The sequence below is a fragment of the Moritella viscosa genome, assembly GCF_900120065.1.
GTDB classification, from domain to species: Bacteria; Pseudomonadota; Gammaproteobacteria; order Enterobacterales; family Moritellaceae; genus Moritella; species Moritella viscosa.
In genome coordinates this window covers 127,158-142,545 of sequence record NZ_FPLG01000047.1, presented here as the reverse complement: position 1 = coordinate 142,545, position 15,388 = coordinate 127,158, and the positions used below count along the sequence as shown (strand labels likewise).

Annotated in this window: 17 protein-coding genes; 7 read left to right on the top strand and 10 right to left on the bottom strand. The window is 40.1% G+C overall.

What is annotated here, in order from left to right; all coding sequences use genetic code 11:
* Both BT797_RS07735 and BT797_RS07730 read right to left on the bottom strand, forming a co-directional pair.
* The coding region (locus BT797_RS07735) for a phage regulatory CII family protein (RefSeq protein ID WP_075471568.1) at window positions 1-455 on the bottom strand (455 nt) is incomplete at its 3' end.
* 175 nt (window positions 456-630) lie between these two features.
* Window positions 631-891, bottom strand: a complete 261-nt coding sequence (locus BT797_RS07730) for a hypothetical protein (protein ID WP_045110243.1) — start codon at window positions 889-891, stop codon at window positions 631-633.
* Window positions 892-994: 103 nt separating this feature from the next.
* Between BT797_RS07730 and BT797_RS07725 the strand changes: the two genes are divergently transcribed.
* From BT797_RS07725 to BT797_RS07700, 6 genes are all read left to right on the top strand, one after another.
* Window positions 995-1,285 carry a helix-turn-helix domain-containing protein gene (locus BT797_RS07725; RefSeq protein WP_067043332.1) on the top strand — a complete coding sequence of 97 codons (291 nt, stop codon included), beginning with the start codon at window positions 995-997 and terminating at the stop codon, window positions 1,283-1,285.
* 1 nt (window position 1,286) lies between these two features.
* Window positions 1,287-1,583, top strand: a complete 297-nt coding sequence (locus BT797_RS07720; RefSeq protein WP_067043334.1) for a hypothetical protein — start codon at window positions 1,287-1,289, stop codon at window positions 1,581-1,583.
* A gap of 148 nt (window positions 1,584-1,731) precedes the next feature.
* Entirely contained in the window at window positions 1,732-2,292 is a 561-nt protein-coding gene (locus BT797_RS07715) for a PH domain-containing protein (protein ID WP_075471567.1), read from the top strand.
* 26 nt (window positions 2,293-2,318) lie between these two features.
* Complete coding sequence (locus BT797_RS07710) at window positions 2,319-2,657, top strand: hypothetical protein (protein ID WP_170860728.1); 339 nt, start codon at window positions 2,319-2,321, stop codon at window positions 2,655-2,657.
* A 130-nt stretch (window positions 2,658-2,787) separates the two neighbouring features.
* A complete protein-coding gene (locus tag BT797_RS07705) occupies window positions 2,788-3,048 on the top strand; it encodes a hypothetical protein (RefSeq protein ID WP_075471565.1) in 261 nt (86 codons plus the stop codon).
* 71 nt (window positions 3,049-3,119) lie between these two features.
* Entirely contained in the window at window positions 3,120-4,088 is a 969-nt protein-coding gene (locus BT797_RS07700; RefSeq protein WP_075471564.1) for a phage integrase, read from the top strand.
* A gap of 133 nt (window positions 4,089-4,221) precedes the next feature.
* On the opposite strand, the gene sucD is transcribed toward BT797_RS07700, so the two are convergent.
* The 8 genes from sucD to sdhC form a co-directional block, all read right to left on the bottom strand.
* Window positions 4,222-5,091 carry a succinate--CoA ligase subunit alpha gene (gene sucD / locus BT797_RS07695; RefSeq protein WP_045110233.1) on the bottom strand — a complete coding sequence of 290 codons (870 nt, stop codon included), beginning with the start codon at window positions 5,089-5,091 and terminating at the stop codon, window positions 4,222-4,224.
* On the bottom strand, window positions 5,092-6,258 hold the full coding sequence (sucC, locus tag BT797_RS07690) for an ADP-forming succinate--CoA ligase subunit beta (protein ID WP_045110232.1): 1,167 nt from the start codon (window positions 6,256-6,258) through the stop codon (window positions 5,092-5,094).
* 89 nt (window positions 6,259-6,347) lie between these two features.
* Window positions 6,348-7,517, bottom strand: a complete 1,170-nt coding sequence (gene odhB, locus BT797_RS07685) for a 2-oxoglutarate dehydrogenase complex dihydrolipoyllysine-residue succinyltransferase (protein ID WP_045110231.1) — start codon at window positions 7,515-7,517, stop codon at window positions 6,348-6,350.
* Window positions 7,518-7,538: 21 nt separating this feature from the next.
* Window positions 7,539-10,352 (bottom strand): 2-oxoglutarate dehydrogenase E1 component, encoded by a 2,814-nt coding sequence (gene sucA / locus BT797_RS07680; protein ID WP_045110230.1) that lies wholly within the window; start codon window positions 10,350-10,352, stop codon window positions 7,539-7,541.
* Between the two features lie 116 nt (window positions 10,353-10,468).
* On the bottom strand, window positions 10,469-11,185 hold the full coding sequence (locus BT797_RS07675; RefSeq protein ID WP_045110229.1) for a succinate dehydrogenase iron-sulfur subunit: 717 nt from the start codon (window positions 11,183-11,185) through the stop codon (window positions 10,469-10,471).
* Window positions 11,186-11,200: 15 nt separating this feature from the next.
* Window positions 11,201-12,982 (bottom strand): succinate dehydrogenase flavoprotein subunit, encoded by a 1,782-nt coding sequence (gene sdhA, locus BT797_RS07670; protein WP_045110228.1) that lies wholly within the window; start codon window positions 12,980-12,982, stop codon window positions 11,201-11,203.
* The gene (gene sdhD / locus BT797_RS07665) at window positions 12,983-13,327 is read right to left on the bottom strand and encodes a succinate dehydrogenase, hydrophobic membrane anchor protein (protein WP_045110227.1); all 345 of its coding nucleotides are present in this window, start codon (window positions 13,325-13,327) and stop codon (window positions 12,983-12,985) included. It abuts the gene before it with no gap.
* The gene (gene sdhC / locus BT797_RS07660; RefSeq protein ID WP_045110226.1) at window positions 13,321-13,707 is read right to left on the bottom strand and encodes a succinate dehydrogenase cytochrome b556 subunit; all 387 of its coding nucleotides are present in this window, start codon (window positions 13,705-13,707) and stop codon (window positions 13,321-13,323) included. The genes sdhD and sdhC overlap by 7 nt, the downstream gene beginning before the upstream one ends.
* Window positions 13,708-14,093: 386 nt before the next feature.
* On the opposite strand from sdhC, the gene BT797_RS07655 reads away from it, so the two are divergent.
* On the top strand, window positions 14,094-15,383 hold the full coding sequence (locus BT797_RS07655) for a citrate synthase (RefSeq protein WP_045110225.1): 1,290 nt from the start codon (window positions 14,094-14,096) through the stop codon (window positions 15,381-15,383).
* Window positions 15,384-15,388 lie beyond the last annotated feature (5 nt).

The following is a 15,388-nucleotide window of genomic DNA, read 5'->3' as shown; positions in this document are numbered from 1 at the left end:
GCACCACCACAGCGGTTTTCGACGTCTGACATAAGAAAAACCAATTCGCGTACAGCTTGTTGTGCCTTTCTAACAATTGCGTCTTTCTTATGGCGCGTAAGGCGGCGATCTGATTCAGCTTCTAAGATGTGGCGACTAATATCACCGGTCTGAATTGCTACGCTCATAGCGCTAAGCGTTAACGGCTTTGACTCGCCCTGTTTTGGTAGGCGAACAGCAACTAATCCAATGTCTAAAATTGCACTGTTGATAATGTCGTGATTATCAGTAGCCTTAGTGATTTTGATTAACTCTGTAACTGTTAGTTGGTGGGGTTGGTTGGGATTCAATTTATTACGAAGCATCTGACCGCGCATGCCACAGTCGTTTGCAATTGACTCTACGTTTTCAATATCCGTAAAACGGATGCAAGCCGCGTCAATTACGCTTTGTTTACTATCATTAATTTCAAACATTGAACAAATTTCCCTATTTGAGATGATCAAACTACGCAGTCACGACAGCAAAGAAAAGATAACCAGTAAGAACCAGTTGAACGACCGAAGGCGCTATTAAGCTCAATTCTTGTCGGTACTTAGATATGAAGTTGATGATCAACATATTTAAACCTCTAATTTGAAATGTCTGTATCTACAAGGCGTAGATGTCTTTTGGAGTGCGAACATCCCAACCAGCGGCTTCTAATGAACTCATTACCATTTGGGCTTGGTTCACATAGATGGTGCTACTTTTACCCACTTGCATGGTAGGCAAGACACCGCGAGTGGCTTGAGCACGAACGGCGCTAAGTGATTGATCTGTACGGCGAGCGTAGACTTCTAACGTGATCGGCAACATATCTGGCTGAATGTTAATCACTAAATTTTCTTGGGTATCTGATTTCTTAGGCATTTGATGTATCCTCTATAGGTTTAACTAATGAATGCTGTGGTGTAACACAGCATTACCAATCATACGATTGGTAAAATATACCAATCATACGTGGGGTGTGTCAATGCTTTTTAAAAAAAGACTAAAAGCAATAATTAGAGAAGAAGGCATGAGCCAAAAAGTTTTTGCTGAAGAAATCGATGTCAGCCTAGGTGCTGTAGAGCAATATCTATCGGGAAAAAGGATTCCAGCTGGCGATGTAATAATGAAAATTGTCTCGCACGAGCAATTTAAAAAATACACAATGTGGCTGTTAACAGGGGACGTTGAAGAAGATTCAGACCAAGTTAGTCCAAAACCATCTACTCAAGAAAAATGCGGTTTAGTGTCTGATGATTCAGAGAAGGAAGCTTGATATGTCAGACTGGCAAGAAAATCATTGTCACTGGGTCGGACAAGATGGATTTAACGATGAGGGCGAAATATCACTCGAAGAAATGTTAGAAGAAAGAGCAAAAGAGGACAAACTGTACCTCCAGCGTAACCCTTTTTGTACTGCTCTGTTTCATTGTGAACACTGTGATAACAAATTCGAGGCTAGAGCATCTGAAAGACATCGATGCCCCTGTGATAATACTTCTTATGCCAAAGAACTATGGATACTCAAAGGTAAAAGAAAAGGCGCAAATAGTTATGCAAAAATTCGAGAGTAAGTGAACGTTACTGATTTACAGTTTGTCAGCAAACTGTAAATAAAATTCATAACAAAAACATGAAATCCGACAGCTAATACTGTCTCATTTTTTGCAATAAACAAAATGGGCAAAATCTGCACTAGTATGCAGCGTTATAGGACTCTCGATGCTTATCTTAAAAATCAAATCTTTAGTTGAGAAATACATCCCAAATAAAAATGACTTATTCACTATGGCAATCGAAGGGGCTGACTCTGAATATCAAATATTAGAAGTAAATGAAAAACAATTTTACGAAGCGTTGGTTTTGTTTACTTTACAAATCATAGGTGTGTTTTTGACTGCATGGTTTGTTAATTTTCTTGGTCATATTTTCATTATTAATTTTGATTCAAGTTTTCTTTTTGGTGTTTTAGTTTTACCTTTATTAGCTATTTTAAAGGAATTTCCCGAAGTATTTTCTGTTCTATTTATAAAGGTTGGGTTATCCAACCAAAGCATTGCTGTTAAAACAGGTTTTCATTTCGAGAGTCTTGATAAGCTCGACTTAGATACTATAGAAAATATAGAAATTGTAACGACTCCTTTAGGAAATAAATTAGGTTACGGAACGCTAGATATTTATAGTTATGGTAGCAGTATTAGGGTTCCCTATATTAACGAACCTTATAAAACCAAAAATATCATTGAAGCGTACGTTAAAGAAATAAAAAAGGTTAAGGCTTAATACGTTGCTAGGCGTTAGGAGTAAGTGTGGTAACTGTTAAAAGGATTCAGGCTGGTCAGTATTCTGTATCAGACGGGCGTTTTATTATAAAAAGTGGCTCAAGTTGGTATGTGGTAAATAGTGAGGGTGAGCCTAATTTTGGCCCAGTTCCTACGCTAGGTTCAGCTAAGAAATATGTAAATACGGGTTTAACACCAATTGGTCAGCATAACCTTGGCTCAAAGCACGGAAGACAACAAAGCAAAAAAGAGTTCAATGCTTATTTAGCCTCCGAGGCTAAAAATGGAAATAACGCTCCAGCAATTTTATGGACGATTGTTATGTTTGCTGTTTGTATATTTGTTTTAATTGTTCGCGGTTATTAAAATTCTACGTTTTATTAATGGAATATAATCACTATTCCTAAATTGGTATCTCAAACTCATTAATTTGTAAATAATTATAATACCCTTTTCGGGTGAATAATTTCATTCACTACAAATTAAAGGTGACAAGATGTCTTTTGATACGAGATTACGCGCTATTATTCAAGAAGAGCGGTATAGCAATCAACAACTCGCTAATGCGTTACGTTTTAATCTATCCGCAACAGCGAACTATGTTACTGGACAAAAGGAACCATGCTGCCAATTTTTAATGCAATTTAGCCAGCATGACTGTTTTAAAAAATACACAATATGGCTATTAACCGGAAATGTTGAGCCGCGTTCAGGTCAAGTTTGTCCGGTTTTCTCAACTCAAGAGCCATGCGTTTAAATCAAAAGGAGGTGGACTCAACTACAATAAAAACGTTAGCAATACAATTTTACCCTAGGGAGGACAACTAGATGTCTATTAAATCTATTCCTAACGGGTATGAGGTCGATTGTCGTCCGCAAGGACGAAGTGGTAAACGATACAGAAAGAAGTTTAAAACGAAAGGCGAAGCGCAACAGTATGAACGCTGGTTATTATCAACTCAGAATCAAAAAGGCTGGGTAGAGAAATCAGCAGACAAGCGGCCGTTACGCGATTTAATTGATCTTTGGTATCACTACCATGGTCAACAGTTAAAACGCCCTGAAAAAGAGCTAAAACACCTGTTATCTATTGATAAAGACTTAGGGCACCCAAGGGCAGACCAGGTAACTAAACAGCGCGTTATGCAATTCCGAGCCGACAAAATGGCTATAGGGAATAAAGCAACAACGATCAATAGGAGCCAAGTCAGGCTAAGTGGTGTTTTTACTGTATTGATAAAAGCTGGTGAGTTTCATAACGAACACCCATTAAAAGGGATCGGCAAACTCAAGATACGCGCAACTGAAATGGGGTTTTTGAATAAAAAAGAAATCATTCAGTTGCTAGATAATCTTAGTGGCGATGAACTTAATATCGCTAAGTTGTGTTTATCGACAGGTGCGCGTTGGAGTGAAGCAGCAGAACTACGGGGAAATGATATTATTCATGGGCGAGTTACATTCAATGATACCAAAAATGGTAAAAATAGAACTGTACCTATAACGTCAGAATTAATGAATGATATCTACAAAGGAAAAACAGGTCGGTTGTTTAATGGTTCATACATGGAGTTTTATGATGTGCTGAAAGCGCAGGGCTTTGATTTACCTAAAGGTCAGGCAACGCATGTTTTACGGCATACTTTTGCGAGTCATTTTATGATGAACGGGGGCAATATTTTAACGTTGCAAAAAATCCTAGGTCATTCAACGATTATGCAAACAATGACTTATGCTCACCTTGCTCCGGATTATTTGAATGAAGCGATGACGCTAAACCCAATGTCCACATTGTGACCAAACTCGTAGTATATGATACATATCGCAGTATCAATCTAAATAGTTAAAGCTATGTTTTAAATAGAAAAACCACCTTAGAGCAACTTGTAGTAAGTCGCCCGAAGGTGGCTTTATTTTAAAAAAACAGCTGTTAACCTAATTTAGCTCGTAAAGCAGAACCAATATCAGCTAATGAACGTACCGTTGCTACACCAGCATCTTCTAGTGCCGCAAATTTCTCGTCTGCAGTACCTTTACCGCCAGCGATAATTGCGCCTGCATGACCCATTCGCTTACCTGCTGGCGCTGTAACGCCGGCAATGTAAGAAACAACAGGTTTAGTTACATTCGCTTTAATATAAGCTGCTGCTTCTTCTTCTGCCGTACCACCGATTTCACCAATCATTACAATTGCTTCAGTTTGTGGGTCATTTTCGAATAACTCAAGTACGTCAATAAAGTTGGTACCAGGGATCGGATCACCACCGATGCCAACACATGTTGATTGACCGTAACCTTCATCAGTAGTTTGTTTTACTGCTTCGTACGTAAGCGTACCAGAGCGTGAAACAATACCGATTTTGCCCGGCTTGTGAATGTGACCAGGCATAATACCAATTTTACATTCACCAGGAGTGATAACACCTGGACAGTTAGGACCGATCATACGAACATTTTGCTGATCAAGTTTAACTTTAACTTCGATCATATCTACAGTCGGTATACCTTCTGTAATACAAACGATAAGTTCGATACCTGCATCAATTGCTTCTAAGATAGCATCTTTACAGAACGGTGCTGGTACATAGATAACTGACGCAGTTGCGCCAGTTGTTTCTACTGCATCACGTACTGTGTTAAATACAGGCAAACCTAAATGTGTCGTGCCACCTTTACCAGGAGAAACACCACCAACCATTTGAGTTCCGTAATCAATAGCTTGCTCTGAGTGGAAAGTACCTTGACCACCAGTGAAACCTTGACAGATCACTTTCGTATCTTTATTAATTAAAACGCTCATTTATTTGCCCTCCGCTGCTGCAACAACTTGTTGCGCTGCATCCGTTAGGCTAGATGCTGCAATAATATTTAAGTCAGATTTAGCTAAAACTGCACGGCCTAATTCTGCATTGTTACCTTCAAGACGTACAACAACTGGCACTTGTACGCCAACTTCTTGTACTGCGCCAATAATACCTTCAGCGATCATATCGCAACGAACGATACCACCGAAAATATTAACAAGTACGGCTTTAACATTGTCATCAGAAAGAATGATTTTGAATGCTTCAGCAACTCGTTCTTTTGTTGCACCGCCGCCTACGTCAAGGAAGTTAGCTGGTTTGCCGCCATGGATGTTAACAATATCCATAGTGCCCATCGCTAGACCTGCGCCGTTTACCATACAACCAATGCTACCGTCTAATGCAACATAGTTTAACTCAAATTTAGCAGCGTGAGCTTCACGTGCATCTTCTTGAGTAATATCTTGCATAGTACGAAGTTTAGGTTGGCGATAAAGCGCATTCGAATCGATAGTAATTTTACCATCTAAACAAACAAGGTCACCTGCGCCAGTAATAATAAGCGGGTTGATTTCAAGTAACGCCATATCAGAATCAGTGAACATTTTAGCTAGACCCATAAAGATCTGTGTAAACTGTTTGATTTGAGCGCCTTGTAAACCAAGTTTGAATGCAAGCTCACGCGCTTGGAAAGGTTGTGCACCAACAAGTGGATCAATCGTTGCTTTGTGAATTAACTCAGGAGTTTGTTCAGCAACAGTCTCAATATCAACGCCACCTTCGGTTGATGCCATAAATACAACTTTACGCGAACCACGGTCGATAACAGCACCAAGGTAAAGTTCATTTGCGATATCACCCGCAGCTTCAACAAGAATTTGTGAAACCGGTTGACCATTTGCATCAGTTTGATAAGTAACTAAGTTCTTACCTAACCAATGCTCAGCAAATGCTGTAATTTCATCTTTAGAAGTTACAAGCTTAACACCACCTGCTTTACCACGCCCGCCGGCGTGAACTTGACACTTAACAACCCATTTATCGCCACCAATTTTGTCAGCGAAAGCTGCCGCTTCATGAGGTACGTTTGTTGCGTAACCTTCAGGAACTGGCAAACCATATTCAGCAAAAAGTTGTTTTGCCTGGTACTCATGCAGATTCATGCTCGTATATCCATGTTAATAGCCACAAGGGCTTGTCCCGAGAACCTACGCCTCAAGATAAGGCGTAAGCAACTAAATAAAACTAAATATTACACATCTAAAAGAAGACGAGTTGGGTCTTCTAATAATTCTTTGATTGTTACTAAGAAACCAACAGACTCTTTACCATCAACAATACGGTGATCGTAAGAAAGAGCAAGATACATCATAGGTAAGATAACAACGTTACCATCAACAGCCATTGGACGATCTTGGATTTTATGCATACCCAAAATTGCACTTTGTGGCGGGTTGATGATTGGCGTTGACATTAATGAACCAAATACACCACCGTTAGTGACAGTGAAGTTACCGCCAGTCAGATCTTCAATTGATAATTTTCCATCACGACCTTTTAGTGCTAATTCACGAATGTTCTTCTCGATATCAGCAAGACTCATCGTATCGCAATCACGTAATACAGGTGTTACTAAACCACGAGGCGTTGAGATAGCGATGCTTACATCAAAGTAGTTATGATAAACAATATCGGTACCATCAAGTGATGCATTCACTTCTGGGTAACGTTTTAACGCTTCAACTACTGCTTTAACGTAGAAAGACATGAAACCTAAACGGATACCATGACGCTCTTCAAATACGTCTTTATACTGTTTACGAATATCCATGATAGGTTTCATGTTAATTTCGTTAAACGTGGTAAGCATTGCCGTTGAGTTTTTAGCTTCTAATAAACGTTCAGCAATACGCTTACGTAATCGAGTCATAGGAACACGTTTTTCACTACGGCCAGCTTGAAGTTCAACGACAGGTGCAACTACTGGTGCTTTTGCTACTGGTGCGGCAGGTGCTAATACTTTTTCAACATCTTCTTTTGTGATTAGGCCATTTTTTCCTGTACCAGTAATCTTAGAAGCATCTAAACCTTTTTCAGCAATAAGACGACGAACAGCAGGACTTGCGTCTACTGTTGCTTCACTTGCTTCTGCAGGCTTGTCTTTTGTTTCTTCACCAGCAACAGCGCCAACTTTCAATTTACCAATGACTTGCTGACCAAGAACGGTTGCACCGTCATCTTCAAGAATTTCTTCAAGCACACCAGATTCAACAGCTGGCACTTCTAAAATAACTTTGTCAGTTTCAATCTCTACAATAATTTCATCACGCTCAACGGCATCGCCTGGGCGTTTATGCCATGTTGCAATAGATGCATCTGCTACAGATTCTGGCAGTACAGGTACCAAAATTTCAATTGTCATTTTCATAATTCCTTTAATAAACTATTTCTGTGCAACAGTTAAAGCATCTTCAATAAGTGCTAGCTGTTGTTTTGTATGTACAGACATGTAACCGACTGCAGGAGATGCTGATGCAGCACGTCCTGCATAACTTAATTTCGCCCCTTGCGGGATTACGCCCCAGAAATTATGCTGACTTGAATACCAAGCGCCCTGATTCTGAGGTTCTTCTTGACACCAAACAAACTGTTCTACGTGTTGATACTCTGCAAATATAGCTGCAATTTCCGCATGAGGGAAAGGATAAAGCTGTTCAATACGTACAATAGCAACATCCGTCTGACCCAATTTACGACGCGTTTCTAGTAAATCGAAATATACTTTACCACTACACATAACAACACGTTTGACTTGTGCTGCGTCGAGAGTATCAATTTCACCGATTGCATTTTGGAACGTGCCATCTGCTAATTCAGATAAACTAGAAATAGCTAATGGGTGACGTAATAACGATTTAGGTGTCATCACGATCAATGGACGACGCATTGGGCGAACTGTTTGACGACGGAGCATATGGTAAACCTGCGCAGGTGTACTAGGTACACACACTTGCCAGTTATGCTCTGCGCACATTTGCATGTAACGTTCTAAACGTGCAGATGAATGCTCAGGACCTTGCCCTTCATAGCCATGTGGTAACAATACTGTTAGGCCACACATACGACCCCATTTCTGTTCACCAGAAGAAAGGAACTGATCAAATACAACTTGTGCGCCATTGGCGAAATCACCAAACTGTGCTTCCCAAATAGTTAAACCACTTGGTTCAGTTGTCGCATAACCGTATTCAAACGCTAATACTGCAGCTTCAGATAATACTGAGTCGTGAATAGTTAGCTCACCTTGTTCAGGTTTTAAATTAGCTAATGGCGTATATGTACTCGCGTTTTCTTGATTATGTACAACTGCATGGCGGTGGAAGAAAGTACCACGACCAACATCTTGCCCTGTTAGACGGACTTTATAGTTATCATCAAGTAATGTTGCATATGCAAGCGTTTCAGCAAAACCCCAATCACATGGTTTCTCACCGTTTGCCATTAAAACACGGTCTGAATAAATCTTCTGTACACGAGACTGGATCTTATGTCCTTCGGGTACAGCCGTCATTTTCAATGCAAGGTCAGATAATTTATCCTGAGCGACTTGTGATTGATAAGACATATCCCATTCGTGTTTTAAGTAAGGATTCCAATCAACAGAGTGCTGCTGCATCGGACGCCATTCTTTAACAACACATTCACCATGGTCAAGTTGATCACGATATTCGTTAATAAAACCCGTTGCTTCAGAGGCATCAATAACGCCTTCATTGACAAGTTGATCTGCATATATCTTACGCGGTGTTGGGTGCTTTTTGATTTTTTTATACATTAATGGCTGCGTTGCACTCGGCTCATCAGCTTCATTATGGCCATGACGACGATAACAAACTAAATCAATAACAACATCACGCTTAAATGTATTACGGAAATCAAGTGCGATTTGTGTCACCAATACAACAGCTTCAGGGTCATCTGCATTTACATGGAAGATGGGAGCCTGAACCATTTTTGCGATATCCGTACAGTATTCTGTAGAACGCATATCTTTTGGATTTGATGTTGTAAAACCAACTTGGTTATTCACAACAATCCGAATTGTACCGCCAATACCGTAAGCGCGTGTTTGTGACATATTAAATGTCTCAGCAACAACACCTTGACCAGTAATTGCAGAATCTCCATGAATTGTAATCGCCAGTACTTCATCACCATCAGTGCTGCCATGACGTTCTTGACGTGCACGAACAGAGCCCATGACTACTGGGTTAACAATTTCTAAATGCGATGGATTAAAAGCAAGAGCTAAATGTACATTACCGCCTGGAGTGTTAAAATCAGAACTGAAACCCTGATGATATTTAACATCGCCCGCGCCCCAAGCATCGCTATGTTTGCCAGCAAATTCATCAAATAAGTCTGTTGGTTTTTTACCCAATACATTCACTAACATATTTAGTCTGCCGCGATGCGCCATACCAATAACTGCTTCTTTGATACCTTGCTCACCACTACGACGAATTAATTCTTTCATCATTGGAATTAGTGCATCACCGCCCTCAAGCGAGAAACGTTTTGCACCTGGGAACTTAGCACCTAGATATTTTTCCAGACCTTCAGCCGCGGTTAAGTTATCTAAAAATCGTAATTTATCTTCTTTTTCAAACTCAGGCGTACTTTCAACTGATTCTAAACGGCTTTGGATCCAACGTTTTTCTTCAGTAGAAACGATATGCATATACTCAGCTGCAATTGAGCCGCAATAGGTTTTTTGTAACGAAGTATAAAGCTCACTGAGTTTCATGCTTTCTTGGCCAATTGCATATGAACCAACATTAAAGCTAGCATCAAAATCAGCATCAGAAAGGTTGTGATATACAGGGTCTAGGTCTTGTACACGATCACGTGTCCATAGGCCTAATGGATCTAAGTTAGCATGTTGATGACCTCGAAAACGGAAAGCATTGATTAACTGTAATACTTTAACCTGTTTCGCATCATTATGTGGGTCGCTTACTTGAGCAGCATATCGAGATGTATCTTTCGCAAGGCGAATGAAATAATCCTTTACAGGACCATGTGGAACTTCTTTAGTATTATCAACTTTAGGGAGCCCTAAAAATACAGTTTGCCATTCTTCGCCAACTGAATCTGGATCTGCCAAAAATTGCTCATATAGATCTTCAATATATGTCTGGTTCGCACCGGCTAGATGAGAGGATTCTAACCAGGCTTTCATGACGTTATTCTGCATTCTCTGCCCTTTTCACTTTAAATGTCCACCGCGCCAGAGATGGTAGCAAAGATTTTAAATTACTGGCCATTCCCAACGGAATGACCATTGTAACTAAAAACTAACAAAAAACATTGCTACACCGCACGTTGTAGTAACATAGATTTAATATTACCGATTGCTTTTGTAGGATTTAGACCTTTAGGACACACGTTTACACAGTTCATAATACCGTGACAACGGAATACACTAAACGCATCGTCTAATTCTGATAAACGTTGTTCAGTTGCTGAGTCACGACTATCGACTAAGAAACGGTAAGCCGCCAATAAGCCTGCAGGACCAACGAACTTGTCAGGATTCCACCAGAATGATGGGCATGACGTAGAACAACACGCACACAAGATACACTCATACAGTCCATCTAACTTCTCACGCTCTTCAGGAGACTGAAGGTTTTCGCGAGCAGGTGGAATAGCACTGTCGTCTGTAATTAAGAACGGTTTAATACGTGCGTAATTATCATAAAATTGCGACATATCAATAACGAGATCTCGGACCACTGGCAAACCAGGTAACGGTCGAATAACAATCGTTTTGTTCACATTTAAATCAGACAATGGTGTGATACATGCGAGGCCATTTTTACCATTCATGTTAACACCATCAGAGCCACATACACCTTCACGACAAGAACGACGGAAAGCTAATGTCGCATCTGTTTCTTTTAACAAGATAAGTGCGTCAAGAACCATCATATCTGAACCTTCAGGTACTTCAAGGTTCATTTCTTGCATTTTAGGTTTGCTATCAACATCAGGGTTATAGCGATAAATTGAAAATTTAACTTGCATCTTGATCCCTTATGTTTAGTAAACGCGTGCTTTAGGCACAAAGTGCTTCAGCTGTTCTTCAGTTAACAAGTTAGGTGATAAATTCACTTCACGAGTTGTCATTTCTTCATTTGTAGGTAAGTACAATGAATGACATAACCAATTCGCATCATCACGATCTGGGTAATCGAAACGACTGTGTGCACCACGACTTTCTGTACGGAAGTTAGCAGCATGTGCAGTTGCATATGCAGTTTCCATTAGATTATCGAGCTCTAGACATTCAATACGCTGTGTATTAAATTCTGTTGACGTATCGTCTAAGCGTGCATTTTGTAAACGTTTACGAATAGCACGTAATTGCTCCAGACCTTCTGCCATTGACTCACCTTCACGGAATACCGAGAAATTAAGCTGCATACATTCTTGTAAATCTTTACGAATTTGAACTGGATCTTCACCGTCTTTATTATTTTCCCAACGGTTTAAACGTTCAAGTGACGTATCAACATTTGCATCAGTTGCTTCTTTTGGCTCTGGGATAGTATCCAGCACTGTACCAAGGTAATTACCTGCAGCACGACCAAATACAACAAGATCCAGCAGTGAATTACCACCTAAGCGGTTTGCACCATGTACAGATACACAAGCGATTTCACCAACAGCAAATAAACCAGCAACAACTTCCATGCTACCGTCTTCTTTACGTGTTAATACTTCACCGTTAATATTCGCAGGTAAACCACCCATCATATAGTGACAAGTAGGAATTACTGGAATTGGTTCTTTCACTGGATCAACGTGAGCGAATGTACGAGATAATTCACAAATACCAGGTAGACGTGACTCAAGTACTTCTTCACCAAGATGATCGAGTTTTAGTTTGATGTGTGGACCCCAAGGACCATCACACGCACGGCCTTCACGGATTTCAGTCATCATTGAACGAGCTACAACGTCACGGCCCGCAAGATCTTTCGCGTTAGGTGCATAACGTTCCATGAAACGTTCGCCATCTTTGTTTAGAAGATAACCACCTTCACCACGACAACCTTCTGTTACAAGCACACCTGCGCCAGCAATACCTGTTGGGTGGAACTGCCACATTTCCATATCTTGTAATGGAATACCAGCACGAATTGCCATACCAACACCGTCGCCAGTATTGATGTGTGCATTCGTTGTAGAAGAGTAGATACGACCCGCGCCACCTGTAGCAAATACGGTTGCTTTTGATTTGAAGTAACAGATTTCACCTGTTTCAATATCAATCGCCGTACAACCAGTGATAATACCATCGTCATTTTTAACGAGGTCTAGTGCATACCATTCAGAAAATACTTTCGTTTCGTTCTTTACGTTTTGTTGATAAAGAAGGTGAAGTAATGCATGACCTGTACGATCGGCTGCAGCTGCTGTACGAGCCGCTTGTGCGCCACCGTATGCAAGCGACTGACCACCAAATGGACGTTGATAAATAGTACCATCTTCAAAACGAGAGAATGGTAGACCCATATGCTCAAGTTCTAAAATTGCTTCAGGACCCGTTTTGCACATAAATTCGATAGCGTCTTGATCACCGATATAATCAGAGCCTTTAACAGTATCGTACATGTGCCATGTCCAATCATCTTCGTGTGAATTACCTAAAGCAACGGTAATACCACCTTGAGCAGATACGGTATGTGAACGAGTTGGAAAAACTTTAGATAAAAGTGCACAACTTTTACCTGACTTAGATATTGATAGCGCAGCACGCATACCAGCACCACCGGCACCAATAACTACTGCGTCAAATTCGCGAACTGGAATACTCACTTATAACCCCCAAAGAACAACAAAACCAACAAGCGCATAAACAAATGCTGTGGTTGTTAGAACAAACTGTAATGCACCACGTAAACCGGTTGATTTAACATAGTCAGTTAATACCTGCCATACACCAATCCATGCATGAATTACGATAGCGATAAGGGTAAGAAGAGTGAATACTTTATTGCCAGTACTTGCAAAAAATTCAGCCCATACTTGAAAAGTAAGGTCGTTAAATGCAACGAAACCAACAAAATAAAATGTATATAGTGCCATGATGATGGCGGTTGCCCGGATCATGATAAAATCATGAGTACCACTGCGGCCATAACTTGCTGCGTTAGTTACCATACCATTATCCCCGCTAGGATTGATAAAACAACGGTTGCAACAAAAGATACTTTCGCACTTAATGCACCCGATTCAAGCTCTTCAAAATACCCCATGTCCATCAATAAATGACGGATACCACCAGCAATATGATATGCAAGTGCGGTTAGGATTCCCCAAAGAATGAATGTACCAAAGAAACCAGACACAATTTCTTGTGCATTTTGGAAACCTTGTTCAGAAGATAATGATTCAGTCAGTAACCATAAAAGAATACCCACTGCAAACAACATTATTACACCAGAGACTCGGTGTAGGATAGATGCGATTGCTGTGATTGGCATGCTTATAGTCTGCAGATCTAAATTTACAGGTCTTTGCTTTTTCACGATATCGCTCACTCAGCTCCATTGAGCATAGTTATTATTATATTGATGTGGATCACAGAAATTTATTATTTTCATAACAAATTCTTTTCAAATGAAAGCCCTTGTTTATTTCTTGTTCGAAACGTAAATAAAATAATGATTATAATCACTTACATATCATGAACAAAATTAAAAGAAGGACTCTTGATCCGTGAATAAGTATACCTACATCACAATTTATTTACAATTATAAAAGGCCTGATAGCAACATTTACATCGAAATTGAAACATTGGTTAACCTTTTAATGTTTTTTAATTGATTATTTTGTAACAAAATTGACATTACTAATTATTAAAGGTAGCTTTAGCTTCGAATTTCATGAAGAAATCTAATTATAAATAAGCAAAGGAGACGTGCTATGGCTAATCAAAAAGCCACGTTAAACCTACCCGGCCAAGAGCCAGTTGAACTTCCGATTTTATCTGGTACAGCTGGTCACGATGTTATCGACATTCGTACCCTAGGTAGTAAAGGATATTTCACCCATGATCCAGGTTTTATGGCAACGTCATCATGTGAGTCAAAAATTACTTATATTGATGGTGTAGAGGGTATCCTACTACATCGTGGTTACGCTATTGATGACTTAGCATTTAATGCGGATTATTTAGAAGTTTGTTATATTATTCTTTACGGTGATGCACCAACGAAAGAACAATATGAACAATTCAAAGCGACAGTACATAAACACACCATGGTGCACGAACAATTTGCATCTTTCTTCAAAGGTTTCCGCCGTGACTCTCATCCAATGGCGATCCTCTGTGGTGTATCGGGCGCACTTGCAGCCTTTTATCATGATTCGCTAGATGTGACGAATCAACGTCACCGAGAAGTTTCAGCATTTCGTTTATTATCTAAAATGCCGACAATTGCTGCGATGTGTTACAAATATTCAATTGGGCAACCTTTTGTATATCCAGACAACAGCCTTTCGTACGCAGGTAACTTCCTTAAAATGATGTTCTCAGTACCGTGTGAGACATATGAGGTTAACCCTGTTGTAGAAACGGCAATGGACCGTATCTTTACGTTGCATGCAGATCATGAACAAAATGCATCGACATCAACAGTTCGACTTGCAGGTTCATCTGGTGCTAACCCATTTGCATGTATCGCAGCAGGTATTGCGTCACTATGGGGCCCTGCTCACGGTGGTGCGAATGAAGCTTGTCTAACAATGCTTGAAGAAATTGGTAGTGTTGATCGTATTCCTGAGTTCATCGCTCGAGCGAAAGACAAAGAAGACCCGTTCCGCCTAATGGGCTTCGGTCATCGTGTTTACAAAAATAAAGATCCTCGTGCTACAGTAATGCGTAAGAGCTGTCACGAAGTACTAAAAGAACTAAACATTAATGATCCTCTATTAGATGTAGCGATGGAACTTGAGCGTATTGCGCTTGAAGACCCTTACTTCATTGAAAAGAAACTCTATCCAAATGTAGATTTCTATTCAGGTATTACATTACGTGCTATTGGCATCCCAGTTTCTATGTTTACGGTTATTTTTGCATTAGGCCGTACCGTTGGTTGGATCGCTCACTGGAACGAAATGTTAAGTCAACCTGGACAGAAAATTGGTCGTCCTCGTCAGTTATATACTGGTGAAGCACACCGTCCATTTAAAAAAATTGACGATAAAGATTAATCTAA

What these genes read in the sequence shown, in the direction of transcription:
- BT797_RS07720 (WP_067043334.1), top strand. Translation starts at nt 1,287, where the DNA reads ATGTCAGACTGGCAAGAAAATCATTGTCACTGGGTCGGACAAGATGGA.
- BT797_RS07700 (WP_075471564.1), top strand. Translation starts at nt 3,120, where the DNA reads ATGTCTATTAAATCTATTCCTAACGGGTATGAGGTCGATTGTCGTCCG.
- BT797_RS07715 (WP_075471567.1), top strand. Translation starts at nt 1,732, where the DNA reads ATGCTTATCTTAAAAATCAAATCTTTAGTTGAGAAATACATCCCAAAT.
- BT797_RS07725 (WP_067043332.1), top strand. Translation starts at nt 995, where the DNA reads ATGCTTTTTAAAAAAAGACTAAAAGCAATAATTAGAGAAGAAGGCATG.
- odhB (WP_045110231.1), bottom strand. Translation starts at nt 7,517, where the DNA reads ATGACAATTGAAATTTTGGTACCTGTACTGCCAGAATCTGTAGCAGAT.
- sucC (WP_045110232.1), bottom strand. Translation starts at nt 6,258, where the DNA reads ATGAATCTGCATGAGTACCAGGCAAAACAACTTTTTGCTGAATATGGT.
- BT797_RS07730 (WP_045110243.1), bottom strand. Translation starts at nt 891, where the DNA reads ATGCCTAAGAAATCAGATACCCAAGAAAATTTAGTGATTAACATTCAG.
- sucA (WP_045110230.1), bottom strand. Translation starts at nt 10,352, where the DNA reads ATGCAGAATAACGTCATGAAAGCCTGGTTAGAATCCTCTCATCTAGCC.
- sdhD (WP_045110227.1), bottom strand. Translation starts at nt 13,327, where the DNA reads ATGGTAACTAACGCAGCAAGTTATGGCCGCAGTGGTACTCATGATTTT.
- BT797_RS07655 (WP_045110225.1), top strand. Translation starts at nt 14,094, where the DNA reads ATGGCTAATCAAAAAGCCACGTTAAACCTACCCGGCCAAGAGCCAGTT.
- sucD (WP_045110233.1), bottom strand. Translation starts at nt 5,091, where the DNA reads ATGAGCGTTTTAATTAATAAAGATACGAAAGTGATCTGTCAAGGTTTC.
- BT797_RS07675 (WP_045110229.1), bottom strand. Translation starts at nt 11,185, where the DNA reads ATGCAAGTTAAATTTTCAATTTATCGCTATAACCCTGATGTTGATAGC.
- BT797_RS07705 (WP_075471565.1), top strand. Translation starts at nt 2,788, where the DNA reads ATGTCTTTTGATACGAGATTACGCGCTATTATTCAAGAAGAGCGGTAT.